The organism is Myceligenerans cantabricum (assembly GCF_054777735.1).
Genome location: NZ_BAAHAJ010000009.1, coordinates 915,976 through 939,686, shown reverse-complemented (window position 1 = coordinate 939,686; position 23,711 = coordinate 915,976). Strand labels below are relative to the sequence as shown.

20 protein-coding genes and 2 pseudogenes are annotated in these 23,711 nt (G+C 72.7%); 13 read left to right on the top strand and 9 right to left on the bottom strand.

The window, feature by feature from the left end:
* Positions 1–19: 19 nt before the first annotated feature.
* Positions 20–1,936, bottom strand: a complete 1,917-nt coding sequence (locus ACYU96_RS13360; RefSeq protein ID WP_460754115.1) for a DNA/RNA helicase domain-containing protein — start codon at positions 1,934–1,936, stop codon at positions 20–22.
* Between the two features lie 208 nt (positions 1,937–2,144).
* Between ACYU96_RS13360 and ACYU96_RS13355 the strand changes: the two genes are divergently transcribed.
* The 3 genes and pseudogenes from ACYU96_RS13355 to ACYU96_RS13345 form a co-directional block, all read left to right on the top strand.
* A complete protein-coding gene (locus tag ACYU96_RS13355) occupies positions 2,145–2,465 on the top strand; it encodes a nucleotide pyrophosphohydrolase (RefSeq protein WP_460754112.1) in 321 nt (106 codons plus the stop codon).
* A 114-nt stretch (positions 2,466–2,579) separates the two neighbouring features.
* Positions 2,580–2,816: pseudogene (locus tag ACYU96_RS13350) on the top strand (hypothetical protein); the annotation flags it as partial.
* Between the two features lie 139 nt (positions 2,817–2,955).
* Positions 2,956–3,266: pseudogene (locus ACYU96_RS13345) on the top strand (LuxR C-terminal-related transcriptional regulator); the annotation flags it as partial.
* Between the two features lie 107 nt (positions 3,267–3,373).
* On the opposite strand, the gene ACYU96_RS13340 reads toward ACYU96_RS13345, so the two are convergent.
* Complete coding sequence (locus ACYU96_RS13340) at positions 3,374–4,216, bottom strand: lysostaphin resistance A-like protein (protein WP_460754110.1); 843 nt, start codon at positions 4,214–4,216, stop codon at positions 3,374–3,376.
* A gap of 170 nt (positions 4,217–4,386) precedes the next feature.
* Positions 4,387–5,352 (bottom strand): zinc-dependent alcohol dehydrogenase family protein, encoded by a 966-nt coding sequence (locus ACYU96_RS13335; RefSeq protein ID WP_460754107.1) that lies wholly within the window; start codon positions 5,350–5,352, stop codon positions 4,387–4,389.
* Positions 5,353–5,434: 82 nt separating this feature from the next.
* Here ACYU96_RS13335 and ACYU96_RS13330 point away from each other — a divergent pair, with 82 nt between their 5' ends.
* From ACYU96_RS13330 to ACYU96_RS13310, 5 genes are all read left to right on the top strand, one after another.
* Complete coding sequence (locus ACYU96_RS13330) at positions 5,435–6,067, top strand: TetR/AcrR family transcriptional regulator (RefSeq protein ID WP_460754104.1); 633 nt, start codon at positions 5,435–5,437, stop codon at positions 6,065–6,067.
* Between the two features lie 102 nt (positions 6,068–6,169).
* On the top strand, positions 6,170–7,606 hold the full coding sequence (locus tag ACYU96_RS13325; protein WP_460754101.1) for an exonuclease domain-containing protein: 1,437 nt from the start codon (positions 6,170–6,172) through the stop codon (positions 7,604–7,606).
* Positions 7,599–8,693 (top strand): hypothetical protein, encoded by a 1,095-nt coding sequence (locus ACYU96_RS13320; protein WP_460754099.1) that lies wholly within the window; start codon positions 7,599–7,601, stop codon positions 8,691–8,693. The genes ACYU96_RS13325 and ACYU96_RS13320 overlap by 8 nt, the downstream gene beginning before the upstream one ends.
* Before the next feature lie 19 nt (positions 8,694–8,712).
* Positions 8,713–9,066 (top strand): DUF2200 domain-containing protein, encoded by a 354-nt coding sequence (locus tag ACYU96_RS13315; RefSeq protein WP_460754096.1) that lies wholly within the window; start codon positions 8,713–8,715, stop codon positions 9,064–9,066.
* A 187-nt stretch (positions 9,067–9,253) separates the two neighbouring features.
* Entirely contained in the window at positions 9,254–9,700 is a 447-nt protein-coding gene (locus tag ACYU96_RS13310) for a DUF4383 domain-containing protein (protein ID WP_460754093.1), read from the top strand.
* 100 nt (positions 9,701–9,800) lie between these two features.
* Here ACYU96_RS13310 and ACYU96_RS13305 read toward each other — a convergent pair whose 3' ends face one another.
* Positions 9,801–10,235, bottom strand: a complete 435-nt coding sequence (locus ACYU96_RS13305; protein WP_460754090.1) for a DoxX family protein — start codon at positions 10,233–10,235, stop codon at positions 9,801–9,803.
* A gap of 109 nt (positions 10,236–10,344) precedes the next feature.
* Here ACYU96_RS13305 and ACYU96_RS13300 point away from each other — a divergent pair, with 109 nt between their 5' ends.
* The 3 genes from ACYU96_RS13300 (at position 10,345) to ACYU96_RS13290 (ending at position 14,846) form a co-directional block, all read left to right on the top strand.
* Positions 10,345–10,917, top strand: a complete 573-nt coding sequence (locus ACYU96_RS13300; protein ID WP_460754087.1) for a TetR/AcrR family transcriptional regulator — start codon at positions 10,345–10,347, stop codon at positions 10,915–10,917.
* 158 nt (positions 10,918–11,075) lie between these two features.
* On the top strand, positions 11,076–11,813 hold the full coding sequence (locus ACYU96_RS13295) for a MarR family winged helix-turn-helix transcriptional regulator (protein WP_460754085.1): 738 nt from the start codon (positions 11,076–11,078) through the stop codon (positions 11,811–11,813).
* A gap of 237 nt (positions 11,814–12,050) precedes the next feature.
* Positions 12,051–14,846, top strand: coding sequence for a tetratricopeptide repeat protein (locus ACYU96_RS13290; protein ID WP_460754081.1), 2,796 nt, complete (start codon positions 12,051–12,053; stop codon positions 14,844–14,846).
* A gap of 4 nt (positions 14,847–14,850) precedes the next feature.
* Here ACYU96_RS13290 and ACYU96_RS13285 read toward each other — a convergent pair whose 3' ends face one another.
* Both ACYU96_RS13285 and ACYU96_RS13280 read right to left on the bottom strand, forming a co-directional pair.
* Positions 14,851–15,648, bottom strand: a complete 798-nt coding sequence (locus tag ACYU96_RS13285) for a protein phosphatase 2C domain-containing protein (RefSeq protein WP_460754078.1) — start codon at positions 15,646–15,648, stop codon at positions 14,851–14,853.
* A gap of 69 nt (positions 15,649–15,717) precedes the next feature.
* Positions 15,718–16,452: an NUDIX domain-containing protein gene (locus tag ACYU96_RS13280; RefSeq protein ID WP_460754075.1), complete on the bottom strand. Its 735-nt coding sequence runs from the start codon at positions 16,450–16,452 to the stop codon at positions 15,718–15,720.
* Here ACYU96_RS13280 and ACYU96_RS13275 point away from each other — a divergent pair.
* The gene (locus tag ACYU96_RS13275) at positions 16,427–17,014 is read left to right on the top strand and encodes a uracil-DNA glycosylase family protein (protein WP_460754072.1); all 588 of its coding nucleotides are present in this window, start codon (positions 16,427–16,429) and stop codon (positions 17,012–17,014) included. The two genes, ACYU96_RS13280 and ACYU96_RS13275, sit on opposite strands and share 26 nt — an antisense overlap.
* Positions 17,015–17,094: 80 nt before the next feature.
* On the opposite strand, the gene ACYU96_RS13270 is transcribed toward ACYU96_RS13275, so the two are convergent.
* Both ACYU96_RS13270 and ACYU96_RS13265 read right to left on the bottom strand, forming a co-directional pair.
* Complete coding sequence (locus tag ACYU96_RS13270; protein WP_460754069.1) at positions 17,095–19,977, bottom strand: substrate-binding domain-containing protein; 2,883 nt, start codon at positions 19,975–19,977, stop codon at positions 17,095–17,097.
* 87 nt (positions 19,978–20,064) lie between these two features.
* The gene (locus ACYU96_RS13265) at positions 20,065–20,769 is read right to left on the bottom strand and encodes a class I SAM-dependent methyltransferase (protein WP_460754066.1); all 705 of its coding nucleotides are present in this window, start codon (positions 20,767–20,769) and stop codon (positions 20,065–20,067) included.
* Between the two features lie 154 nt (positions 20,770–20,923).
* On the opposite strand from ACYU96_RS13265, the gene ACYU96_RS13260 reads away from it, so the two are divergent.
* Positions 20,924–21,793 carry an MBL fold metallo-hydrolase gene (locus ACYU96_RS13260; RefSeq protein ID WP_460754064.1) on the top strand — a complete coding sequence of 290 codons (870 nt, stop codon included), beginning with the start codon at positions 20,924–20,926 and terminating at the stop codon, positions 21,791–21,793.
* A gap of 37 nt (positions 21,794–21,830) precedes the next feature.
* On the opposite strand, the gene ACYU96_RS13255 is transcribed toward ACYU96_RS13260, so the two are convergent.
* The gene (locus tag ACYU96_RS13255; protein WP_460754061.1) at positions 21,831–23,636 is read right to left on the bottom strand and encodes an HNH endonuclease signature motif containing protein; all 1,806 of its coding nucleotides are present in this window, start codon (positions 23,634–23,636) and stop codon (positions 21,831–21,833) included.
* Positions 23,637–23,711: the final 75 nt, after the last annotated feature.

Here is a 23,711-nt window from a genome sequence, read left to right as displayed (position 1 = left end):
GATTCGGCCGAGGTGCAGGCTATGCGGCCGAGTCCGCGAGGACGGGCGCTGCGACGAGACCCCGCAGGAACTCCTGCGTCTCCGCGTCGGTGGAGTACAGCAGCGTGCCGATCATCCCGCGAGTGAGCAGCACCTTGTAGGTGTTCCTGATCAGTCGGTCCACGTCGACGTCGGATACCCGCTTGGTGAACACCGGGTCCCGGCTCTCTTCCCGCTGCGCCACCCAGGCGCCGCGCCCGCCGTCGGCTGCCTGCCGCCACACGAGATCCGGGCCCAGGATCACGCCGTTCCAGTCGTACTCGAAGCCCTGCGCCGTGTAGACGCACCCCACCTGACCAAAGCCCGCCGCGTCGGTCGCCCACAGGGCCGAGGGAGGGGCGCCACCCACCGAGCGGTTCTCCTTGAGGTTCCACGGGCGTGCCCACGAGTCGATCTTCACGTCGGGGACCAGCGAGCCGTCGGGACGTGGGTCGGACCAGGGCCAGCAGTAGCCGGCGGTCATCCGGGCGCCGTACTTCGGCAACTGTGTCTCAAGACGGTTCTGGAGCTCCTGTGCTGAGTCGACCACCGCGACCTCGAAGTTCTCGCCAGTACCGTCCCAGGGCTGCGGGCCGGACTCGGCGTCGCGCAGGCCGAGCAGTCGTTCCACCCACTGGACATATGCGAGGCTGCCTCCCGCGCGGAACTGATCGGTCAGGTCGATGTGCTCGACCGTGAAACCGCGCGCTTGCGCGGCATGTCTGATGTCATCGGGGGTTCCGAGCTCGCCGGGACGGACGACCTGGTGCTGGTCCAGGAGGAAGACGGGGACGCGGGCGGCGTCGAGCAGCTCGTCGATCTGTGAGCGCGCCCTCGCACGGAGCGTGCTCTTCGTGTAGCGGTTGACCGAGTTCTCTCGGATGCGATGGGCCTCGTCGAGGATCAGCACCTCCAAGCCGTTCTTCTCAGCCTCCATGAAGTTGTTGAAGTACTTGAACAGGTTCTTCGTGCGGGTGGAGCCCTTGCCGGCAACCTTTCGGAGCGTCTGCGTGAAGCTCCGCGAGCCGGTCGCGTGAACGGCGGCCCGCCCCTCGCGTGCGAGCTCACCCATGAGCGAGAGCGCGATCACCGATTTGCCCGACCCAGGGCCGCCGGTGACCAGGACGACGGACTTCGTGTCCGCTGTCCGAGCCTGTCTGACCTTGTGGAGCACCATGTCGCGTGCGGTGCGCTGCTCATCGAGCAGTACGAACTGCTCCCGTGTGCGTATCTCGTCGGCCGCCACCGTCATGAGCTGACGCGATGGTGAGATCGCGGACCCGAGGAGCCGGTCGGCGGCTGGGGCACCAGGTTCGTCCTGCGCGAGGAGCGACTGGAGGTGCTTGACGAACTCCCCGCGCCGTTCCCCGGTGAACATGGGCGCGCGTGCGACCTCCGGGCTGGCCAGCAGGTCTCCGACGGCGAAGTCCGTCGCGTTGTGAAGGTAGGCGACGCCCTGGAGCTCGCCCGTGGAGCTTTCGAAGGTCTGGGTGAAGTCGCGCAGGTAGTCGACGTAGTCGGCGACCTGGGTGCTGGGGTGGGACGACTTGTAGCGAGCTCCCTCGACCTCGATGATCGAGTCGTCGTCCTCCCACAGGTGGGCTTCGCTCCATTGCTTGAGCTCGACCACCACGAAGGAGTGCTTGCCCGTGCGCGGGTGTACTCCGGCGAGGACCGCGTCGGTGCGCTTGGAAGTCAGCGGCATGCGGTGTTCCAGGATCACCTCCACCCGGTCCAGGCCGGCGTCATGGAGGTCCCTGGCGAGTGCCGGGAGGCTGTTGCTCCAGGAGCGCCTCTCGCTCGCGCCGACATGAACGCCACTGCGGGCGAGCTGGTCCGCGAGATGCTTCTCCACGACCGACGGATCTGAGTTGAGCGACGTCGACAGCGACGCCGCGGAGTACCGGATGACCGACACGGATGTCCCCTGGGCAGCACGAAGAATCGTGCGGCGGGGGACCTGTCCGGGTCGTGCGGGGGAAGTCCGTCGATGCCGCGATGGCGGGGTCGAGTGTATGGCTTTCGTGGCCCGGTGTGCAGGAACGCAGAGCGCGGGCACGTCGTCTACCGCGCGAGGGGCGGTGGCCGCCCAGGTGCGCGGTCCTGGCCCGTGGTAACTTCGCAGCATGTCCTCTGACCAGGTCATACAGGAGATCCGGGCGTTCATGGCCGCGCGGGAGTGGAACCAGTTCCACAACCCCGAGAACCTGGCGAAGAGCATCTCCATCGAGGCGGCCGAGCTGCTCGAGTGCTTCCAGTGGGGACCGGACTCCGACGCGGACCACGTGCAGGGCGAGCTCGCCGACGTCCTCACCTACTGCATCCTGCTGGCCGACGAGCTGGGTCTCGACACCGACCAGATCGTGCTCGACAAGCTCGCGGTGACCGAGCGGAAGTACCCGGTCGAGCTGGCGCGTGGGAGGAGCACCAAGCACGACCGCCTGTGACGTCGAGCAGCTCGGTCCCAGGACGAATGGCGGCAAGGTCTGGCGGTACCGTGAGGTGGCCGACGACAGACCCCGGCCGTCCGCACCGTCGCCGGCACGCTGCGCACCTCACCCATGACGGATGTCATGTCCCGTCGAAGACGCACGGCCCGGGCCCGGCCCGCGCCGCCCGCCGACGCTGGACCCATGACCTCACCACACCCGCCGGCACCGACTGCTGACCCGCCGACCCTCGACCTCCGCTCCTTCGTCAAGGACTTCCGTACCCCCGCGGGAACGATCCGCGCCGTGGACGCCGTCGACCTCCGGGTCGCCCGCGGCGAGGTGGTGGCCTTCCTCGGCCCGAACGGGGCCGGCAAGACCACCACCATCGACATACTGCTGGGCCGCCCCGCCCCACGTCCGGCAGCATCGAGGTCCTCGGCCAGGCGCCCGCAGAGGCCGTGGCGGCCTGCACGCCGGCGCCCGGCACGTCCGCGTCGAGGCGGCCGCCGACTCGCTGGTCGTCAAGGACACACCCGCCGAACGCCTCGCCGACGCCGTCCGCCGCGTCCACTCCGGCCTGCGCGTCGTGGACCCCGACCTCGCCGTCGCCTCGCTCACGGTCGGCGCCAGCCCGCTGACCGATCGCAAGGCGCACGTCCTGGCGCTCGCGGCCGACGGCGGCACCGCGGCGGGGATCGCCGCTGAGGCGTACCTGTCGGAGGGGACGGTGCGCAACCATCTGTCGTCGTCGATCGGGAAGACCGGCGCGCGCGGGCCGAGGCGGTCCGGATCGCCCGCGAGAACGGGTGGCTGTGACGGCGGACGTGCCGCCACGGCCGCGGCAGGGTGCCCGGCGTTCCGGCTGACCAGGCCGGTGACCTGATCAGGTCGGCGATACCGGGCTCGATCCGGACGAGCCCGCTCTACCCGTCGTGCGGCGGCCGAGGTGGGGCGACGAAGCGGGGGATGCCGGTACTCGAGACGACGACGGCGGCGACGCCGAAGGGGATGGCGCCGAGGGCCAGCATCCCGGCGAGCCGGCCGCCGGCGAGCTCCACGGCGTCGTGGGTGAGGACGAGCTGCGAGCCCGTCTGGAACGCCGTGTGGAAGCCGACGGCCATCCACACGGACCCCGTGATCATGCGCAGGTAGCCAAACCCGATCCCCATCGCGAGGAAGAGGGAGAGGTCCGCGGGGTCCCAGTGCTGCCGCAGCGCGCCCGCGAACAGGGTGAACAGCACGGCCTGGATCGTGATGACCCACCAGCCGCGCGTGACCGAGCCCAGCACGGTCGTGACGTAGCCGCGGAACACCAGCTCCTCGGGAATCGCCTCGGCGAGCAGCACCGCCAGCAGGAGCAGCACCACGGTCCGCACGAGCTCCGGTGCGGGCACGGTCACGGAGATCGATGCGCCGACGAGCGCGAGCACGGCGAACGTGACGGCCGACGGGGCGAGCCAGAGGAGTGCGCCCCACAGGGCGAGCCGCCAGTTGTCGCGGGCGCTCCCGGCCCCTGGCCCGGCGTCGCGCAGGCTCGTGCGGTCGGCCCGGCCGACCAGGAGCGTGGTCAGACTGAGCGCCAGGCCGGTGAGCATGATGCCCCCGCTGATCCGCGTCGCCAGGGTCCTGGGGTCGGAGGGATCGGGTCCGGCGGGCAGGATCACCATGAGGAGGACGAGGCCTGCGGCGAGCGCGAGGACGGCGACGGCGATCCGCCATGCGGCGGACACGATCGGGTGGGTCGGCGAGACGTGCGAGGTCGTCATGAAGTCGCCTCTCGGTGTCGGCGCGGTCGAAGAGGTCGCGCAGGTCGACGGGGCATTCTGCCTGCTCCTGCTCGTCCCGGACAAGCCTGCGGGGCTCGGCGGCACGGGCTCGCGGCCGACGACGAGCCCGGTGCCGGCGCCCTGCGCGCTGTACGTGCACTGCCGCAGGGTCAGGAGGGCACCAGCACGATCCGCCCGAACACCGTGCCTGCGTCCATCTGGCGGTGCGCCTCGGCGGCCTGGTCGAGGGGCAGGACGTCGTGCACGACGACGTGCAGCTCACCGCGTGCGGCGGCCGCGAACTGCTCGGCTCGGACGGTGTTCGTGGCCGGCTCGGGGATGGAGTCGAGGCTGAACGTCCCGAACGAGCGCGACTGCTGGAACGCACGCAGCAGGCGTGTGCCGAAGTCTGCCGGTGGTAGCCCTGCGATCGCGCCGACGAGCACCAGGCGCCCGTTGGGCGCGAGGCGGTCGACGAACTCCGGGGTGCCCGCGCCACCGACGATGTCCACGATCACGTCATAGGCCGCGGGAGCCTCCGGACCGCCGTCGCCCATCCGGTCGAGCACCTGTGTCGCGCCGATGTCCCGGAGCCGGCGCCCGCGTTCCGGCGACGACGTCGTCACCGCGACGGAGCTCGCACCACCGCGTGCCGCGAGCTGCACGGCGGCGATGCCGATGCTCCCGGCGGCGCCTCGTACGAGCACGGACTCCCCGGGAGCGAAGTGCGCGTGCGCGAGCGCGAAGTGCGCGACGGGTACCGAGCCGCCGAGGGTCACCGCGTCGATCGACGACAGGTCCTCGGGAAGCGGGACGACGTCGTCGACCCGTGCGAGCGCCTGCTCGACGTATCCGCCGCCCCGGCCGGTGAACGCCCATACCCGACGGCCCACCCACGACTCGTCGACGCCGGCGCCCACCGCCGTGACCTCGCCGGCGACCTCGCTGCCCGGGACCAGCCCCGTGGTGAAGCCGTACCCGCCGAGCGTGCCGCGCCGGATGACGGCGTCGACCCCGCCCACGCCGATCGCGTCGGTCGCGACGGCGACCTGTCCCGGGCCGGGCGCCGGTGCTGGGGCGTCGGTCATCACCAGGCCGCTCGGGTCGCCGAACTGCTCGATCGTCACTGCTCGCATCATCTGTCTCCGTCGTGCTGTGGTGGGCGCTACGGTGGCGACGTTAACGGACGCATGCGTCCACTTCCGGGAAGTGAGAGCCATGACCGATGCACTGCACCACTTGCGCTCCGACGCGCGGGACAACCGCGACAGAATCCTCGAGGCCGGTCGGGAGCTGTTCGCCGAGCACGGTCTCGAGGTCACGATGCGGCAGGTCGCGCGCCGGGCGGGGGTGGGGCCGGCGACCCTCTACCGCCGATTTCCGGCGCGCCAGGCGCTCCTCGACGCGGTCTTCGCGGACGAGCTCCGCGCGTGCCGCCGCATCGTGGAGGAGGGCTGCGCGGACCCTGACCCGTGGCGCGGGTTCCGCTCGGTCGTCGAACGGATCAGCGTGCTCAATGTCGGGAACCAGGGTTTCGTCGACGCCTTCATGTCGGAGAACCCGAAGAGCGACTCGTTCGCCGCACACCGCGCCGCGCTCCTGGCGATGCTCGCCGACCTGGCCCGGCGTGCTCAGGCCGCCGGTGGGCTCCGCAGCGACTTCGTGCTCGACGACCTCGTGCTCGTGCTGCTGGCCGGCCGCGGGCTCGCCGCGACCCCGTCGACCCGGACGGTCGGCGCGGCGCGGCGGTTCGCCGCCCTGGCCGTCGAGGCGTTCCGGGCCTCCGGCACGAACGGGCCACTGCCGCGCCCGTCGGCGCTGGACTCGAGCACGGTGTGGGCCGCGAGGTAGTCGTGCGCTGTACGGGTTCACCCGCGCCCCCGCTGTCCGCCGCACGCCCCACGTGCCACGATTGCCCCCATTCGATCCGCTGAGCAGGGATGAGGGGCCGGAGTGGGTGGATATGCCGTCGTCGATGTCGAGACCACGGGACTGATCCCGGAGGCACATGACCGGGTCGTGGAGATCGCCGTCGTCCAGGTGGCGCCGGACGGCGCCGTCGAGGAGACCTGGTCCACGCTCGTCAACCCGGGACGCGACCTCGGACGCCAGGACATCCACGGCATCAGGGCGGTCGACGTGCGGCACGCGCCGCCGTTCGCCGAGGTTGCCGGACACGTCGCGGGGCTGCTGCGGGGCAGGGCGTTCGTCGCGCACAACGCGCAGTTCGACCGCCGCTTCGTGTGGCAGGAGTTCGCCCGCCAGGGCGTCGACGTCCCGCTGATCGAGCCGACGTCGCTGTGCACCATGCGCACCGGATCACTGCTCTCGCCGCACGCGCCGCGGTCGCTCGCCGGGAGCTGCGGTCACCACGGGGTCGAGCTGCGCAACGCCCACGAGGCGCTGTCCGACGCGCTGGCCGCCGCCGGGCTGCTGCGCGTGTTCCTCGACCGGGGTTCGAGGCGGACGGTGCCGGGCTGGGACGACGTCGTCGACCTGGCGGAGACCACCCCGTGGCCCGTCGTCCCGGCAGGGACGGCGGCACCGGTCGCCCGCGGGGTGGCGACCCTGCGCGACACCCACTTCCTCGCCCGGCTCGCGACGAGCCGGAACCGCCCGATCACCACCTGGGCGAAGGAGGAGTACCTGGAGCTGGTGGACCGGGCGCTCCTGGACCGGCACATCTCGGCCCGTGAGCACGACCAGCTCGCCGCCCACTGCGTGGAGGCCGGGATCGGGCGGGCGGAGGCGGACGCGCTGCACCGGGAGTATCTCGCGGCGCTGGCCGGCGCCGCCTGGGCCGACGGCGTCCTCACCTCCGGCGAACGGGCCGACTTCCGCTCCGTGGCCACGATGCTCCAGGTGCCCGCCCAGGAGGCGGAAGAGCTGCTCGCCGCAGGCCGAGGGACGACGACGGGCGCGGGTGGCGCGGACGGGATCGCGGGCGGCCCAGGCGGGGGCGTGGGCGGCACGGACCGGGGCGCGGGTGGCACGGGCGCGGCCGTGGGGGCGGCCGTTGCTGGCGCCCATTCCGCCAGTGTCACCACGTCCACTGCTACCGCCTCTACCGGCACCAGCGCCACTGGTGCCGCCGCCACCGGTACCGCCGTCGGCGCCAGGCGTGCGCACCTCGCGCCCGGCGACCTCGTCGTCTTCACCGGTGCGATGCGCGAACCGCGCGACGTGTGGGAGCGGAGAGCCCGCGCCGCCGGCCTCGTCCCGCACCCGGTGGTGACCAGGAAGGTGCGGCTCGTCGTCGCGGCCGACCCGGACTCGATGTCGGGCAAGGCCCGCAGGGCCGACGCGTACGGGATCACGGTGGTGAGCGAGACCGGGTTCGAACGGGCGCTTGCCGGCGTGGCCCCTCGACAGGGTGCGCGACGTGAGTGACTCCCCAGATGCGCCGGACATGCCCACCCCTGCCTACATGCCCACCCCTGCCTACGGGCCTGGCCCTGCCTACGGGCCTGGCCCCGACGCCGGCGCTTCGGCGGAGGTGCCGGTGGCGGGCCCGGCCGGGACGCCAGGGCCGTACGGCCCGTCAGGGTCTTCGGCGCCCGAGGAGCCGGATCCCCAGCAACCGGAGCCGCAGGATCCGCAGCTCCAGGATCTGCAGCGGCAAGAGTCGGTGCCGCGGGAACCGGAGCCGCAGGAAGCCGAGTCGGCCGCCTGGCGCCCCGCCACCGTCGTCGCATGGCTGGGCGGGGTGCTGGTCGTCCTGGTCGCGACCGTCGCCGTGGCGCAGGCCGTGCTGGCGTCCGCGGCGGACGTCCGGAACCTGCCCTTCGCCGTCTCGTCGCCGCCGTCGTCGTCGGATCAGGCCGCCGTGATGCGCGAGCCCGTCGCGCTGCTGGGGGAGATCGAGCGGGTCGACGGCGTCGCCGCGGCGCGGCCCTTCGGCGAGGACCCGGGTCGTAGCGTCCCGGGTGCCGGCATCGTCGTCGAGCTTGCCACCCCGTTGCCGGGGCCCGAGGAGTCGCAGGCTGTCGCGGGCGAGGTGCTCGACGTCGTGCGCGCGGACGCCGACTACCGTGACCCGGTCACGTTCGAGGCGACGACGCCCGGCTCGGGCGCGAGCATCACGGTCACCTATGGCGTTCCGGACCACGGCGGTGCCGACGGCGACGGCGGCGGCGGCGGTGGTGGCGGTGACGACAGTGCCGGTGCCGGAGACGGTGCCGGCTACGCGAGCCTGGGTGCCGATCCGGTCTCCGACGCCGTGGTGCTCATCGGGGGAGCGCGCCCGGTCGGGCGGGTGACGCACGTCGGCCTGACGCCGGATCGAGGAGCCGTCCTGGTGAGCGATCCTGGCACGCTGCGGTCAGCCGCGCACGAGGCGAGGCGGCTGCACCTGCCGGCCGGCAGCTTCCGTGTCGACGACGGCTCGGTGACGACGAACCCGCACGGCTGGCGTGCCCGGCAGGGTGGGCGCCGCAGGCCGCGGTGCGACACTGGCCTCCAGCAGGGAGGCTGCTGAGTCACGGAGGAGGCACGACATGGCGCAACACCGGATCTTCGGCACGAGCTTCGCCGATATCCACCGGCTCTACGTGGCCAAGGTGGAGCGGAAGGGCCACACCAGGGCCGAGGTGGACCAGGTCATCTGCTGGCTCACCGGCTACGACGCCGTCGGCCTCGACAAGGCAGCCGCCACCGAGGTGGACCTCACGACCTTCTTCGCCGAGGCTCCTGCGATGAACCCGGACGCCACCCTCGTCAAGGGTGTGGTCTGCGGAGTGCGTGTCGAGGAGATCGAGGACCCGCTGATGCAGCAGATCCGCTGGATGGACAAGCTGGTCGACGAGGTCGCCCGCGGCAAGAAGATGACCTCGATCCTGCGGAGCGCGTAGCGCGCGGACCGCCCGGTCCCCGAGGCCGGGTGGCGATGGTGTCGGAGCTGCCGAGGGCGACCCATCCGATGTCGCGTCCGTGACGAATCACCGATATGACGCTTGCCGCGGCACGCTTCGGGGTGCTCTCCGGCGGGCTCACGTCTCGAGAGCCGAGACGATCGACTGACCGGAACGGAGCATCGCCATGTCACAGCCCATGTCGGTACGGAGCGCCCGAGGAGTCCACCAGCGGCTCGCGCTCATGATCGCCGCCGTCTATCTCCTCGTGGGAGTCCTGGGTTTCCTGGTGACCGGATTCGAGGGGTTCGCCGAGCACGATCACGACCAGACCCTGCTCGGGTTCGCCGTCAACCCCTTGCACAACATCGTCCACCTGGTGATCGGGATCGTCGGGATCGTCCTGTGGGCCGGCCCGGCCCGGGCGCGCGCCTTCGGCTGGCTCCTCACCGTCGGGTACGGGGCGGCCTTCGCGTTCGGCCTCTTCGCGGTGAACATCCCGGAGATCAACATCCTCAACATCAACCCGGCGGACAACGTGCTGCACGTCCTGAGCGCGGCGGCCGGCCTGGCCATCGCCCTGTGGCCGCAGCACAAGAGCGCTCCCGACTACGCCGCGGCGCACCGGGCCTGACCGGGACCGCCCCTCGCCCGGGCGGGGAGGGCGCCGGGCAGGGGCACCCGGCGGCGCGCCGGGCGAGTACCCGGGCGAGGGCGCCCGGCAGCCGGTCCTATCAGTCTGCCTGGCGGCGCGGCGCGACGGGGGCCTTCGCCCGGCGGCCCCACGCGATGAACACCGCCAGGGCGATGAGCACGACGTTGATCGGCGTGTCGGCGCCCTCGCCGCGCGCGAAGTGGAACACGGCCGCGCTGGTCAGCAGGGCGACGCAGCCGAGCGCGGCGACCACCGTCAGCGACGGTGCCACCCGAGTGAGGGACGGCAGCAGGACTCCGAGTCCGCCGAGGATGTCGAACACGGCGGCCGCGTAGACGACGCCCGGCGCGACGTCGCCGGCCCACGGGAAGGTCTCGGCGAGCTGGCCGATCGGCGTGAGCAGCTTGAACAGCCCGCTGCCGGTCAGCATGAGGGCCAGCAGGGCCTGAGCGGTCCAGAGCGTCACGTTCAGGGCCCTGGGCGTGGTGGTCCGGGTCGTTGCGGTCGCGGTCATCGTTGCTCCTCGTGAGACGACGGTGGCTGATCTAATGATCGGGTCGGAGGATACTGTACAAGATGTTCAGAAGTTCTCGATCCTTTCAGTGCCGCGTAAGGTGGTCGACATGGCGGAGCCCGAGACGGAAGCTGTCGATCCGCGGATCGTCCGGACGCGGCGCGACGTCGTCGACGCCACGACGGACCTCCTGCGCGCCGAGGGCTGGGGCGGGGTGACCCACGCCGCTGTGGCTCGCCGTGCCGGGTACTCGAAGGCGACCGTCTACGCGCACTGGCCGACGCGGCTGGACCTGGTCGAGGCGTCCGTGGGGCGGATCTGCTCCACCTCGCAGCACCCTGTACCCACCGGAGATCTCCGTGCCGACCTGATCGCCGAGCTCACCGGGCTGGCCGTCGCGCTCACGGAGGGGCAGCTGGCCCGGATCTTCGGTGGCATCCTGGAGCGTGCCGGCAGCGACCCCGGCGTCGACGACGTGCGCCGGCAGCTCGTCGCCGAGGGCTCCGGCCCGATGGCGGCGATCCTCGGTGCTCACCTCCCCGCGGACGCCGTCGACCCCGCGCTCGCCCTGCTGAACGGGGGCGTGCTGTTCCGGATCGCCTTCCAGGCGCGGCCCGCCGACGAGGTGTTCATCGCCGATCTCGTCGACCGCGTCCTCGCGACGGCCGGCCGGTCGGCATAGGCCGGACAGGGCGAACGGCCGGGCGCTCTGGCTGGGTGCAGGCATGCTCGGCCGTTTGTCAAGCCATGGACAGTCAAGTGCTTGACAAAGCCGAGAGGAGGGTGCACGGTGGTTGATGTCAGGCACCTGACAGATTTGATCACCGAGAGGAAGTCCTCATGACTGAGGAGCACGACGTGCGGCAGGAGGCCGGGCAGAGGCTCGTGGCCGTCGGGATGCTGCAGAAGCACCAGATGTGGCGCGGGAGGATGCCGGGGCGCAGGATGCCGTGGCAGGACCCGAGCCAGGGGCAGGGCCGGGTGCTGGCCCTGCTGAAGCTGCAGCCCGAGACCACGCAGAAGGAGCTCACCTTCCTGCTGGGCATGTCCCGGCAGTCGCTGGCCGAGCTCCTGGCCAAGCTGGAGAAGCAAGGGCTGGTCGAGCGGGAGCCGTCGGCGGACGACAAGCGTGTCGTCGTCGTCCGGCTCACCGAGGCTGGCCGGGACGCCGAGCAGACCGCTGCGCACACCCCCGCGAACGAGCTGCTCGACGTGCTCGAGGACGACGAGGTGACACGGCTCAGCGCCTACCTCGGCCGGATCCTGGAGCACGCGGAGAGCGAGCTCGGCGAGGCGTTCGGCGAGCGGCGCGAGGCGTTCGAGGAGATGCGGCGCCGCGGTGGGTTCGGGCCGGGTGGGTTCGGCCCGGGCGGGTTCGGTTCGGGGGGCTGGGGTCCGGGCGGACGCCCCGGCCGTGGCGGGCGCCGAGGGCGGGGCGGTCCGCACGGTCGCCCGGGCCCGTACGGCGGGCCCGGTCCGGACGGGAAGCCCGGTTCGGGGGCTGGCCCGGGTTCGGAGGGTGGTTCGGAGGGTCGCCGCGGCAGGCGGCGCCCGTCCGACGACGAACCGGACGTCTGAGGGGCGCCGTCGTGCGACGGTCGGGCGTCCGAGATCGTGCGCCGGGCGCTGCGCCCCGGTGCACCGCCGCGCCCCGGCCGCCTGCTCGTCGTGGCCGTCGCCGACGCCTGGCTGCCGGGCCCGGGTCGGGAACCGGGCAGGGTTCTCCTCAGAGAAATGTCCGTTCCGGGTACACTTCACGATATGGACACGGACCGGCAAAACGGTCGAGATGTCGGCCGGGGCATCGTGCGGCGCATGTGGGTCTACGGGCTCGCAGGGTCCGCGACGATCGTCGTAGGCGTCGTCGCCACGGTCCTTCCCGCGTCCGTCCCCGAGTGGGTCCGGCAGACCATCATCACGGCGGGGATCGTGGGCAGCTGCCTCGGTGCCATCCTGGTCGAACGCTGGTTCTCGCTCGACGACCGCCGCCGGGCCGTCGCCGTCCAGCATCAGAAGGCCCGGGACGACTCCGTCAACCTCGCGGTGCGTCCTCCGGGCGATGCAGACGCCCCTGGACGTCTGCTCTCCCCGGTCCGTGACGGTGACCGCCAGGTCGTCACCTTTCTCGGCCGGGAACGAGAGTTCCGGGACCTCCGTGACTGGTGCACGGACGGTGTCGTGCCCGGAGGTCACTCGCTGCGGGTGCAACTCGTCACGGGGCCGGGCGGCGTGGGCAAGACCCGCCTGGCGCAGGAGCTCCAGGCCACGATGCGGCACGAGGGTTGGGAATGCCGGAACCTGCGCACCGGCGTCGAGGCAGAGGCCATGGGAGTGCTCCGGGAAGGGCACGGCGACGCACCCGTCCTGTTCGTCGTGGACTACGCCGAGAACCGCCACGACGGGCTCGCCACCCTCCTGGAGCACGCCAACGACGACGCCGGAACCGTCCGCGTCCTCCTGCTCGCCCGCCAGAGCGGCCAGTGGTGGACCGACCTCTGCCAGCTCCCCGGCGTCGGTGCCGTCGCCGGGGCGGCCGATCCGCTGGAGCTCTCGCCCCGCGTCCTGCCCAGGGATGCCGCGGGTGGACTGCTCGCGGAGCAGCAGGCGATCGTCCGCGCTGCCGCCCGCGACTTCTCGGGCCACCTCGGCATCGCGGTGCCGACCGTTCCTCTGCCCGAGTCCGTGCCGGGCGCTCGCATGCTCGACCTCCTGTCCATCGCCCTGATCCAGGTCCTGCGCCAGCAGGGCGAGTCACGCCCGGCGGGCTCGGACGGGACCGGACGCTCCATCCACGCCGTCTTCGACGAGCTGCTGCGGCACGAGGCACGGGACTGGGAGCGATCCGCGCGTCGCGCCGGCCTCCGCACCGACAGCCACACTCTGCGCACCCTGGTCGCGGCAGGATGCCTCCTGGGGGCTGCCGACCAGACCGAGGCCGAGGATCTGGCACGCCGTGTGGCACGACTGTGCACGCATGACGCCGCACCCGACCCCGCTGCCGCCGCGCGCTGGCTGCGCGAGCAGTACCCGCCGCCCGATCCCGGCGACCATCCCGGTACGCCCAGCTGGCTGGGCAGCCTCCATCCGGACCGGCTCGCCGAGCACCTGGCGGTCTCGGCGCTCGCCGCGGCCGACGCGGGTGCCGACGCCCGCCGGTTCGCGAGTGCCGAGCGGCGTGCGGTCCTGCTGCAGGGTCTGAACGCGCGTCAGGCGGTCCGGGCCATGATCATCCTGACCCGTGCGGCATCGGATCCGGCTCGTCACGGCGGCGGGACGCCTGGCACGCGCTCACTGCGCGGGGGTGAACCACGGTGGGGCGACGACGTCGCGCTGCTCGCCCTGGAGCTCGTCGAACGCCTCCCGGCACGCCGGTCCCTGATCGCCGCGGTGCACGAGGTGGTCCCTTGGCCTGATCCCCCGAGCTCGCTGCATGCGGTGGGGCACCGGCTCGCCGAGCGGCTCTACGCCTGCCTCTCCTGGGGCTCTCGCATCACGACCCCCGAGCACACCGCGCACGCCCACTACGTCCTGGGGAACTGGGAGCACACGCTGGGCCACTTCCGCGAGGCGCTCACCGCACGGGAGCGTGCCGTGCAGGCCTATCGTGTGCTCGCCGCACGGGACCTGCGCCGATACGGGTCGCGTCTCGTGCGCTCCCTCGACAGCCTGGGCGATTCCTACGCCTCGCTCGGTCGCTACGAAGAGGCTCTCATGGTGCGCCGGGAGGCGGTACGGCGGTGGGAGGGCCGCGCCAGGGCGCCGCAGGACCGGTACGGGCCCGAGCTCGCCCGTTCGTTGCGGAGCCTGGGGATCTCCTACCGGGACCGCGGGCAGTCGGACTTCGCCCTCACCACCCACCGTGAGGGGCTCGCCATCTGGCGCGTCCTCGCGGAGCAGAGCGAGCTCCACACCGCGGAGCTGGCCCGGACGCTCGGATCGGTCGGGCGTTGCCTCGTGGATCTCGGTGACCTTCCCGCGGCTCGGGAGGCCTTCCTCGAGGCGCTGTCGATCTGGCGCCGGCTGGACGCACGGACGACCAGCCGCTATGAGCCCGACCTGGCTTACGCGCTGGGGGACCTCGGTGTGTCCGCGGAGAGTTTCGGGAGGTCGGACGAGGCGCTCGACATCCATGACGAAGCGACGGCGCTCTGGCGAAGCCTCGTCGTCCGCGTCCCCGAGCGGCACCTGTCCGGGCTCGCGCGCTCTCTGACCAACATCGCCACGTCCTATGCGCACGTCGGACGGTTCGACGACTCACGGGCCGCCCATCGGGAGGCGGTCAACATCTACCGTGAGCTGGTGACGAACTTCCCGGCCCGGCGATTCGAACCGAATCTTGCCTGGAGCCTGGGCAGCAGTGCGGCGTCCCTGGCGGACGAAGGGCTTGACGCCGCCGCGCTCGACGTCTTCGCCGAGTCCCTCGATCTCTACCGGCGCCGCCGTGCCGAGGGGATGAGATCGCTGCTCTTCCTGAGCGGGTTCCGGTCGGCCCTCGAGCGCGCCGCGGTGCTCCTGGAGAAAGCCGGTCGTGTGGCCACGGCCCGGAGCCTCCGGGAGGAGGCGGCGTCGATCGGCATCAGTCGTGCTCCCGCCCCGTCCTCCGAGCGGTAGCGCGTCAGCGAAGGGGGACGACGACGAGGGTCTTGTCGTCGTGGCGCTTCGAGCGCCACCACCGGACCCCGTCGGAGTCGTCCTTCTCCGCGGAGTACAGGTCGCGCAGCAGGCTGTCCGCGCCGTGCCTGCGGGCCTCCGCGTAGAGGCCGCGCCAGGTTGCCACCCACGGGTGCCGCTCCAGGGCGACGCCGTCGGTCGCGAGGATCACTCCGTCGACGTCGGACCGCTTGTAGGCGCGGACCTTTCCGTGCAGCGCGGCCGCCGGGTCCGCACCGGCCACCCAGTACCCGTCGGGCTGGTTGCGGCGGCGGGCGAGTTCTTTCTGCAGGGCCAGCAGGATCTCCCGGAGTCTCTCGTCATACCCGTGGCCGGCTTCCAGATGTGCCTTGTAGGCGGCTCGATGCTCCGCGACGGCCTCGGCGGCCCGGTCGTCGGTGTGCGCGCGTTCGCTGCCATCACTGTTCAGGATCACGACGGTGCTGTCGCACAGCGTGTAGGTCTCGACGTCGTTGTCGTTCCAGCGCGCCACGGCGACGGTGCTGGTGGGGCTCGTCTCGGCGACCAGCCCTGCGGAATCTTGCACCTGGGCGATCGCTCTCCTGACGGCCTCGGCGACGGACTCGTCGCCGGGCAGGAGGTGCTGCAGCGCTTCTCCCAGCTGCTCGGCATACCATCCCGGGTCGTGGGACCGGTCTCCGGCGACCGACGTCGATCCGTCGAGCACCGCGGCGAAACCCTCGCCGACGATGTACCGGTCCTGGTTGGGAGCGTCTCCCGAAAGCGTCGCTGCGATATGCACAGGCTGACCTTAAATTACCAGAGCGCATTCAAGTAACACATGTCGGTGTTGCTTCGTTTTCGAAGGCCGCTACGACAGCCCACTGATCATTCTTCGGTCCAACCTGCTCCGCTGTCCCGCTCTCGGGAGAGGCCGGTGACCTTGCGGCCGGACGTACCGCTCGCGGCCCATCTCCGACACCACGGGCGCGATGGTCCCGTACCTGGCTGTCCCGACGGCGAGCCCGACGCGGAGGCCGAGCCAAGGCGTCATGCGGCGGGTGGCGTCGTCGACCTCGTAGAGGGCGACCGATTCCACCTCCTCGTCGGTTCCCCGCAGGTCAGCCTCTTCCGTGGAGGTGAGCCAGCCGCCGTCGAAGATCCACAGGAGCCCTTCCGGGACGCCCTCCACCGACTCCGGGACGTAGTCCACCACGAGCAGCGGCATGCCGTGACGGACGATGCCGAGCTCCTCCCGGAGCTCTCGCTCCGCGGCGACCCAGGGGGCCTCGCCGGACTCCACCACCCCACCGGGTATCTCCAGACCACTCTTGTAGGAAGGCTTGATCGCGACGATCCTGTCGCCAGTGCCTCGCAGCAGGACGCCGGCTCCGATCCGCTTTCGCGGGAGATTGGCGTGGTACTCATCCGGCGGGAGCTGTCTCACCCGGTCAGTCCTACACCACGCGGCCAGATGGCCATAGGTTCCATCCCACACCGATACGGCGTCACACCAGAAGATCCCGGCGCATCGCGGCTCGGATCGCTTCCCTGGTGACGTCGGCCGGATACTGGCACCCATGAGCGCCGCGACCTTCGAGTCCATCCGGCAGGCGATCGTCGGCGACGCCGAGAGCTCCGCGGCCCGCGAGCTCGGGTACGAGCCGCTGTACCAGGCGGGTGCGGGGGCCCGGGTCGTCGTGGTCGGGCAGGCGCCGGGGCGGAAGGCGCAGGAGAGTGGCCTGGCCTGGAACGACGCCAGTGGCAAGAAGCTGATGGACTGGCTCGGCGTGACCGAGCCGCAGTTCCGGGACCCGGACCGGTTCGCCCTGCTGCCGATGGACTTCTTCTACCCGGGCAAGGGGGCGAGCGGGGACCTGCCGCCCCGCAAGGGTTTCGCGGAGCGGTGGCACCCGCCGCTGCTGGAGCTCATGCCCGGCGTCCGGCTCACGGTCCTGGTCGGGAGCTATGCCCAGGCGCACTACCTCGGCGCCCGGGCCGGGCGCACGCTCACCGACACCGTCCGCGCGTTCCGTGACCACCTGCCCGGGGTCGTCCCGGTCGTGCACCCGTCCCCGCTGAACTTCCGCTGGCAGGCCCGCAACCCGTGGTTCCTGACCGACGTCGTGCCCGAGCTGCGTGAGCGGGTCGCAGCCGCCCTCGGCTGACGCCCCGTCCCTGACTGACGGGGCCGGGACGGGCGCGGCTGCCGCGTCGCCGCGGTGGCGGGGTCGCCGCGGTGGCGGGGTCAGCCGGCGCAGGCCTGGGTCGCCGCCGGCAGGGCGTCGTCGCGGAGCGTGGGGAGGTCGCCCGGGCTGCCGAGGCCGCCGACGTTGCTGAAGACCGCGAGCATCAGGTCGTCGATCCCGCCCGCGCCGGACGCCGCGAGCGACGGACGGGCCCTGGTCTCGTCCTCGATGCGGGCGAGCAGGCAGTGGTCCGGCTCGTGACCTGCCGCGACGGGATAGACCCGGACCGGGCGCTCCACCGCGGCGAGGGCGTCCAGGGCCTCGTCCACGGCCCTCCCACGCGCGGTCACCTCGTCCACCGGCCGCCCCGGAGGCGAGCCTTCGTGCCCGTCGGTGATGACGACGACCGCCTGGACCCGCTCGTCCTCGGCGGTCGCGGGAACCCGCTCGCCCAGGTAGACGTGGGCGTCGCCGATCGCGTCGAGCAGCGCGGTCCCGTCCCCCCGGCCCGTCGACACGGGCAGCGCGTCCCGCCAGGCCGGGTCCGGGGCGGCCCCGACCGGGTCGCAGAGGCCGCCCGCGCCGCCGTCATCGGCCCGTTCGAGGCCTGGGCGGTCGGCGCGGGCCGCGGCGAGGGACCACACGGCGACCTCGTCGTCGGCACCGAGGCGTGCGACGATCTGGCAGGTCGTGGCCACGGCCCCCTCCAGCGGGGCACCCGCCATGGAGGGGGAGTCGTCCACCAGGACGACGACCTGCGCCCGCTGGGTGAAGCCCTTCCAGCCGTAGCGCATGGTCCGGACGACGTCGGTCGTGGGCAGGGAGACGAGCCGGGCCGGCTCCGCCCCGACGGCGCCGCGCAGCGTGGCGGTCGTCGCCGTCGCGTCGTCCCGGTCGCGGAAGCCCTCGGCGTGGAACCTTTCCTGCTGGTCCTCGTGCGCCAGGAAGGCGTGGAACCGCTCCGCGGCCCGCCGTTGGTCCGCGCTCAGCCCGGTGCGCACCAGGAACGGGTGGTCCAGCCGCACCGTCCCCTCGGACGGCTGGAGCGCGACGAGCGGGTCGTCCGCGCCGGGCGGCGCGGGCGTGCCGGGGCACGGCGCGGGGCGGCCCGCAGGCCGGCCGCGGTTGTACTGGAAGGCGAGCTGTTCCTCGATCACGACGGCGTCGACCGGGGGCACCGCGCCGCAGTAGAGGTTCTCCAGGTAGAGGGTGGCCTCGGTGCTGTGGATCCGTGAGGACCCTTCGAGCGACCGCACCCACCCGATGGCGTCGGGGTCGCGGAGCAGGTCCGTCGTCACCGGCTGCCGGCGGCCCCGGGTGGCGCCGACGGCGGCGTCGTACACGGCGACGGTCTCGGCCAGGCCCGAGGTCGACCAGAGCGGGTTGTCCCGGCCGAGCAGGACGTCGTCGTCGCGCGCGGAGACCGCCTTCTCGTGGATCGCCGCCCACGACACCTCGGGCCACGTGCCGAGCCGTGACTCGGGGACGGCGACCGCCATGACGCTCGCGGTCACCGGCCCGAGCGTGGTGAACTCGGGCGCCTGCTCGTCGGCCAGCAGGCCGTGCCACAGGGACGACGTCGGCAGCCACACGTCCGGCTGCGGCGGCGTCACGGACTGGCCCGGCCCGACGTGCTCCCGGATCACCCGGCCGTCCCAGCCCCCTGCCAGCGCCTCCGTCGTCGCGCCCGAGGTGAGCCCGTGGACGCGGACGTCGACACAACCGAGCCCGACGTACCGGGATCGCGAGAACTCGGCCGCCAGCTCGGCGACGATCTCGTCCTTCTCGGTGGAGCTGCTGACGTTCAGGGCGACGCAGTCGTCGGGGCCCGGGGTGAGCCAGGGCGGGAGCAGCCGGCTCGCCGACACGCCCCACAGGGTGACGGCCACCGTGAGCACGACGACGGCCGCGGTCGTGAGGCCGCGGCGGTTGCGGTTCGCCCACGTGCGGACGCGCGCGACCCGGAGCGTCGCCCACAGGTCGACGCCGGAGACGACGGTCCGGGTGGCCCGCACCAGCCGGGGCGCGGGCACGTTGAGGGTGGCGAAGCTCGGCGCGGAGCGCCCGGCGAGCGCCGTCGCGCCCGGTGCGGGGGCGACGTCGAGGATGCCGAGCAGGCGGCCGGACTCGTCGTCCACGACGGGCGCGCCCGCGTAGTCGGCGTCCTCGGGGACCGCCGTGCCAGGGTTCAGGGCGACCAGGATCGTGACGCGGTCGTCGCTGAGCTCGACACGGCCGCTGAGCGCGGCCGTCCCCCACGGGGTGCCGCCGCCCGGGCGGCCGAACACGTGGACGGCGGTGCCCGCGCTCGGCGTCGTGAGGCGGAACGGGAGGACGCGGCGGGGGAGGCGCTCGCCGTCGGGCACGTCGAGCGCCGCGATCATGCCGTGGTCGTCGCCGCCGACGTGGCGGACCGTGCGCTGGAAGTCCCACGGGCTCGCGGCGGCCTCGATCAGGGGAAAGGCCACCCGGAACACGGAAGGCTGCGGGGAGGGGGCCGGCTGCTGCGGGGAGGGGGCCGGCTGCTGCGCGGCCGGTCCGGGCTCCCGCGGGGCCGGGACGGAAGGTTGCAGAGCGAGGCCGGGCGGCTGCGGGGCCGGGCCGGGCGAGGTGACGCGGCGGGGGACCAGCACGCGCCGGGGAGTCACGACGACGCCGAGCCCCACGTACCGGTCGTGCGTGTCGTAGACGATCGCGACGGCGCTGCGCGTCTGCTGCAGGCGCGCTCTCGCCGTGCTGCCCTGCCCGAGCTGGATGAGGACCTCGGGGGCCAGGACGGCGAGTACCGCGAGCCAGAACGCGGCATCGGTGAGGAACTGCCCGGAGCTGAGCGTCTCGACGAACGCCGAGCTCATGACGGCGGCGATCGTGTAGGTGACCGAGCGCACCACGATCTTGAGGTATCTGAACGGTGCGCGATCCAGGACGCGCGGCATGCTCATGGCGGCTCCTCGGCTGTGAGCGGGAGCCTACCGAGATTTAGGCGCGATTCGTCCACTTTGCGACATCGGGCCGGGCTGCCGTGCGGGTCAGCGGCGGAACAGGCCGGCGTTGAGGAAGTCGGCGCCCAGCGTGCCGTTGACCTCAGGCCGTACGGCGCGTACCTCGACGGGCCGCAGGTTCGCGAAGATCCGCTCCAGGTCCTCCAGCGTGAACGCCGTCCCGCCCGCGGTGTCGCCCGTCGCGAGAACCTCACGGTCGCCCGGGCTGGGCTGACGCTCCTGTGAGAAGGCGACGATCGCGTAGCGGCCGCCGAATCTCAGGAGCGGCAGGATCCGCTGGAGGTAGGTGATGCGGCGGTGCGGTGCGAGGTGGTGGAAGCAGCCGGAGTCGTAGATCAGGTCGAACGGCCCGCCCGGGAGCGGTTCGCGCAGGATGTCGAGGGCGTGGACCGCCATACGGTCCGGGAGCGTCGGGCGCACCTCGTCGAGGACGGCCGCGGCGAGGTCGACGCCGACGACGTGCGCGCCGCGCTCGGCGAGCCAGCGCCCGTTGCGTCCGTTGCCGCAGCCCACGTCGAGGACCCGGGCGCCGTCGACGTCGGCGAGCAGGCCGCGCTCGTGCCAGTCGACGAGCGGCTCGTCGGGAAGGTCGGTGTGGAGCGGGTGGTCCTCGTCGCGCAGGAGCCGCTCCCAGAATCCCGCGGCGTCGGCGCGGGTGCGGTCGCCACGTTCGTGCGCGGCGATGGTCCGGTCGAGGGTGTCGAAGAGTTCGTCGATCGTTCCGATCCGCATACGTCATTGTCTCACCGCGCAGCGGCGGCACCAAGAATCTCCCCCGCTCGTCTTCGCAGGTCACCGGGCAGATTCCGGGGGACCTCCGGGTGATCTTCGGGTGGGCGCACGGGCATCCCCGGGCCGCTGCGCGAGGGTGTCGTACGGTGTCCCGATGAGCGTCCCTGCCCAGGTCCATGTCGTCGTCGCGCCCGTGTTCGGGACGAACTGCTGCGTCGTGGCGGCCGGTGACGCGGACGCCGGACCGCGGGACTGCGTGATCGTCGACGCCGGAGCGGGCGTGGCCGACGGCGTCGCGCGGGTGGTCGAGGAGCAAGGGCTCCGCCCTCGCGCGGTCCTGGCCACCCACGGACACGTGGACCACACGTGGGACGCGGCCGAGCTGTGCGAGCGGTACGGCGTGCCGCTGCGGCTGCACGCCGCCGACGCGTACCGGATCGACGACCCGTTCGGCACCCTGGTCGGCCGCGGGGGAGAGGCGGCCGTGACGAGCGCGCTCGGTCAGGAGCTGGCCGGTCTCGGGTTCGCCCCGGAGACCTACCGGGCTCCCGTGCGCGTGGAGGTCCTGGAGACGAGCGGCGGCTCCGTGGACCTCAGGTTCGGCGTGTTGACCCTGCGGGCCGTGCACGCGCCGGGTCACACGGAAGGATCCACGCTCTATCTGCTGGGGCTGCCGGAACTGCCGGGGCCGGGCGCGGACGTGCCGGGGCCGGGCGCGGAGGTGCCGGGGCGGGGCGCGGAGGTGCCGTGGCCGGGCGGTGGCCCGGCCAGTCCTGTGGCGCCGGGTTCCGCTGCGCAGGGCGCCGGGTCGAGCGGTGCGCCGTCGGGCATCGCCTTCGTCGGCGACGTCTTGTTCGCCGGGTCGATCGGACGCACCGACCTGCCCGGCGGCGACGGCGCGACGATGCGTGCGACGCTGCGCGACGTCGTCGGGCACCTGGACCCCGGGCTCGCCGTTGTCCCGGGCCACGGGCCGGCGACGACGGTCGAGCGGGAGCTGGCGACCAACCCGTTCCTGGGGTGATGCCCGCGGCGGTGAGGCCCGCGGACCGCGCCGCACGTCAAGCGGCGAGCTCACGGGGACGACTCGCGCCGCGCCGACCGGCGGCCGTGGCGGTACCGGGAGAGCTCCCGCGCGGCAGCTCGGCGGAGGGCCTGTCGGTGCAAGCGTCTCGTGGCCGGGCGCTGCTCTCTTCCGCAGGTTCTGGTTGCCGGCCCGCGAGGGTGATCTCGCGGCCGTTCCGGTCGGTCAGGGACCAGCCCGAGTGGCGGGTGCCGCTCACATCACCGGCCCAGCGCATGGTGATGTGCTGACCGTCGACGAGGTCGTGGTGGTGCCAGCACAGGAGCGCGGCGTTGTCGGCCGAGGTGTGGCCGCCGTCGGCCCAGTGGCGGACCGCGTGGTGGACCTCGCAGCGTGCGGGCGGCTGGTCGCAGCCCGGCCACACGCAGTGCTTGTCGCGCGCGATGACCGCGCGCCGCATCGGCCCGGTCACCGTGCGCCGGGCACGCCCGACGTCCAGCACGGCTCCGTCCGGACCGAACACGATCCGAGTGGCCTCGCAGTCACAGGTGATCCGCCGCAGCAGGCTTGTCGGCACAGGGGTGTTGGTGCCCGCGACCACCGCCGGTGTCGGCACCGGACCGCCCGGACACCGCTCCGGCGGGCCGATCTGCCCGTGGGCGCCGAAGAGGGCGCCGTCCGCCGTGCCGGGCGTCCGGTCCGTCGGGTGGGTCAGACGCCGCAGCTCGGTCCAGGACACGGCGACGTTCAGATGCGGACGTACTGCCGCGCCCGTTCCCGTGTGCCCGTTGTCCAGCGCGATCCTCGCGAGGTCCGCCAGCCCCTGGGCGCGCCGCTGCCCGGGGGTGCGGTCGTCCTGCGCCGCCGGCGCGCCCATCACGGAGCCCACGGCTGTCGTGACCAGCTCACCGTGCTCCGGGGTCAGGAAGCCCGCCACGTGGAAGCCGTCCATCGTCGGCGAGACGTTCAGGTACTCCTTGTCCCGGGCCTTCCTCAGTCCGCGCTCGTCCGCCTCGGGGTCGGCGCGATGCGCAAAGTACCGCACCAGCCCGCGGAAGTCCTCAGCCTGGCGCCCATCAGCCCACGCGAGTAGCTGGTCTTCCCACGTGGGCACGCGCGAACGACCGGTCGCCACGTCGTCACCGCCGATCGTGTCCGGGTCCGCGGCCCCGCCCGAGGCGGCTCCGGTGTTCGTGCCACCCGTGGCGTCCGTGCCCTGGACGTGCCGATTCTCGTCGCGGCTCTCGCCGCCGTCGCGATTCTCGTCGCGATTCTCGTCGTGCCTCTCGGCGTGGCCGTCGTCGTGCCCGCTGTCGCGGTCACCGCCGTCGCCACCGTCGCGCTCGTCGTCGAACGGCTCATCGATGGTGGGAGCGGCCAGTGCGTCCCTGCGTGCCTGGCTGGTGGGCGCGACGTCCACCATCGCGCGGAGGTGTTCCGCCCCGATCCTGCCGTCCAGCGCAGCCTCGCATGCTGCGGGCAGCACGTCGCGCAGCACCGTCGCCGTGCGCACCTCACGCCGCGCAGTCGCCCTGCCGACCTGCTCGGTCGCCGCCAGCCAGGTCGCGAACGTGCGCGCACCGGTCAGGGCCCACAGCCCGGCGTCGTCGATCAGGGGCAGGAACGTCGTCCGCAGCACATCCAGCCGGTGGCTGACCGTCCGCAGGCGCACTGAGGCGTTCACCAGCGTCGCCACGGCATCGGGACCACCGCGAGCAGGATCGGCCTCCAGGGCTTCGGGACCCACGACCGCGATCAGCTCGGTGGCCAGGGACTCCAGGTCGGCGAGCAGCCCTTCGACGGGACGGCCACCGCCAGCCGCCGTGCGCCAGCTCGTCGGCATTCGTACTCACCCCCGCCCTCGTGCCTCCCGACCGGAACCGACGCACTCCGCGCCGCCACGACCGACGCTAGCGAA

Excerpts from the sequence above, each read along its gene's own strand:
- ACYU96_RS13290 (WP_460754081.1), top strand. The coding sequence starts at position 12,051 with ATGTGGGTCTACGGGCTCGCAGGGTCCGCGACGATCGTCGTAGGCGTC.
- ACYU96_RS13355 (WP_460754112.1), top strand. The coding sequence starts at position 2,145 with ATGTCCTCTGACCAGGTCATACAGGAGATCCGGGCGTTCATGGCCGCG.
- ACYU96_RS13280 (WP_460754075.1), bottom strand. The coding sequence starts at position 16,452 with ATGGACTCGAAGGTCGCGGCGCTCATGGGTGCCAGTATCCGGCCGACG.
- ACYU96_RS13300 (WP_460754087.1), top strand. The coding sequence starts at position 10,345 with ATGGCGGAGCCCGAGACGGAAGCTGTCGATCCGCGGATCGTCCGGACG.
- ACYU96_RS13275 (WP_460754072.1), top strand. The coding sequence starts at position 16,427 with ATGAGCGCCGCGACCTTCGAGTCCATCCGGCAGGCGATCGTCGGCGAC.
- ACYU96_RS13265 (WP_460754066.1), bottom strand. The coding sequence starts at position 20,769 with ATGCGGATCGGAACGATCGACGAACTCTTCGACACCCTCGACCGGACC.
- ACYU96_RS13310 (WP_460754093.1), top strand. The coding sequence starts at position 9,254 with ATGTCACAGCCCATGTCGGTACGGAGCGCCCGAGGAGTCCACCAGCGG.
- ACYU96_RS13335 (WP_460754107.1), bottom strand. The coding sequence starts at position 5,352 with ATGCGAGCAGTGACGATCGAGCAGTTCGGCGACCCGAGCGGCCTGGTG.
- ACYU96_RS13330 (WP_460754104.1), top strand. The coding sequence starts at position 5,435 with ATGACCGATGCACTGCACCACTTGCGCTCCGACGCGCGGGACAACCGC.
- ACYU96_RS13315 (WP_460754096.1), top strand. The coding sequence starts at position 8,713 with ATGGCGCAACACCGGATCTTCGGCACGAGCTTCGCCGATATCCACCGG.
- ACYU96_RS13270 (WP_460754069.1), bottom strand. The coding sequence starts at position 19,977 with ATGAGCATGCCGCGCGTCCTGGATCGCGCACCGTTCAGATACCTCAAG.
- ACYU96_RS13260 (WP_460754064.1), top strand. The coding sequence starts at position 20,924 with ATGAGCGTCCCTGCCCAGGTCCATGTCGTCGTCGCGCCCGTGTTCGGG.
- ACYU96_RS13255 (WP_460754061.1), bottom strand. The coding sequence starts at position 23,636 with ATGCCGACGAGCTGGCGCACGGCGGCTGGCGGTGGCCGTCCCGTCGAA.
- ACYU96_RS13340 (WP_460754110.1), bottom strand. The coding sequence starts at position 4,216 with ATGACGACCTCGCACGTCTCGCCGACCCACCCGATCGTGTCCGCCGCA.
- ACYU96_RS13305 (WP_460754090.1), bottom strand. The coding sequence starts at position 10,235 with ATGACCGCGACCGCAACGACCCGGACCACCACGCCCAGGGCCCTGAAC.
- ACYU96_RS13295 (WP_460754085.1), top strand. The coding sequence starts at position 11,076 with ATGACTGAGGAGCACGACGTGCGGCAGGAGGCCGGGCAGAGGCTCGTG.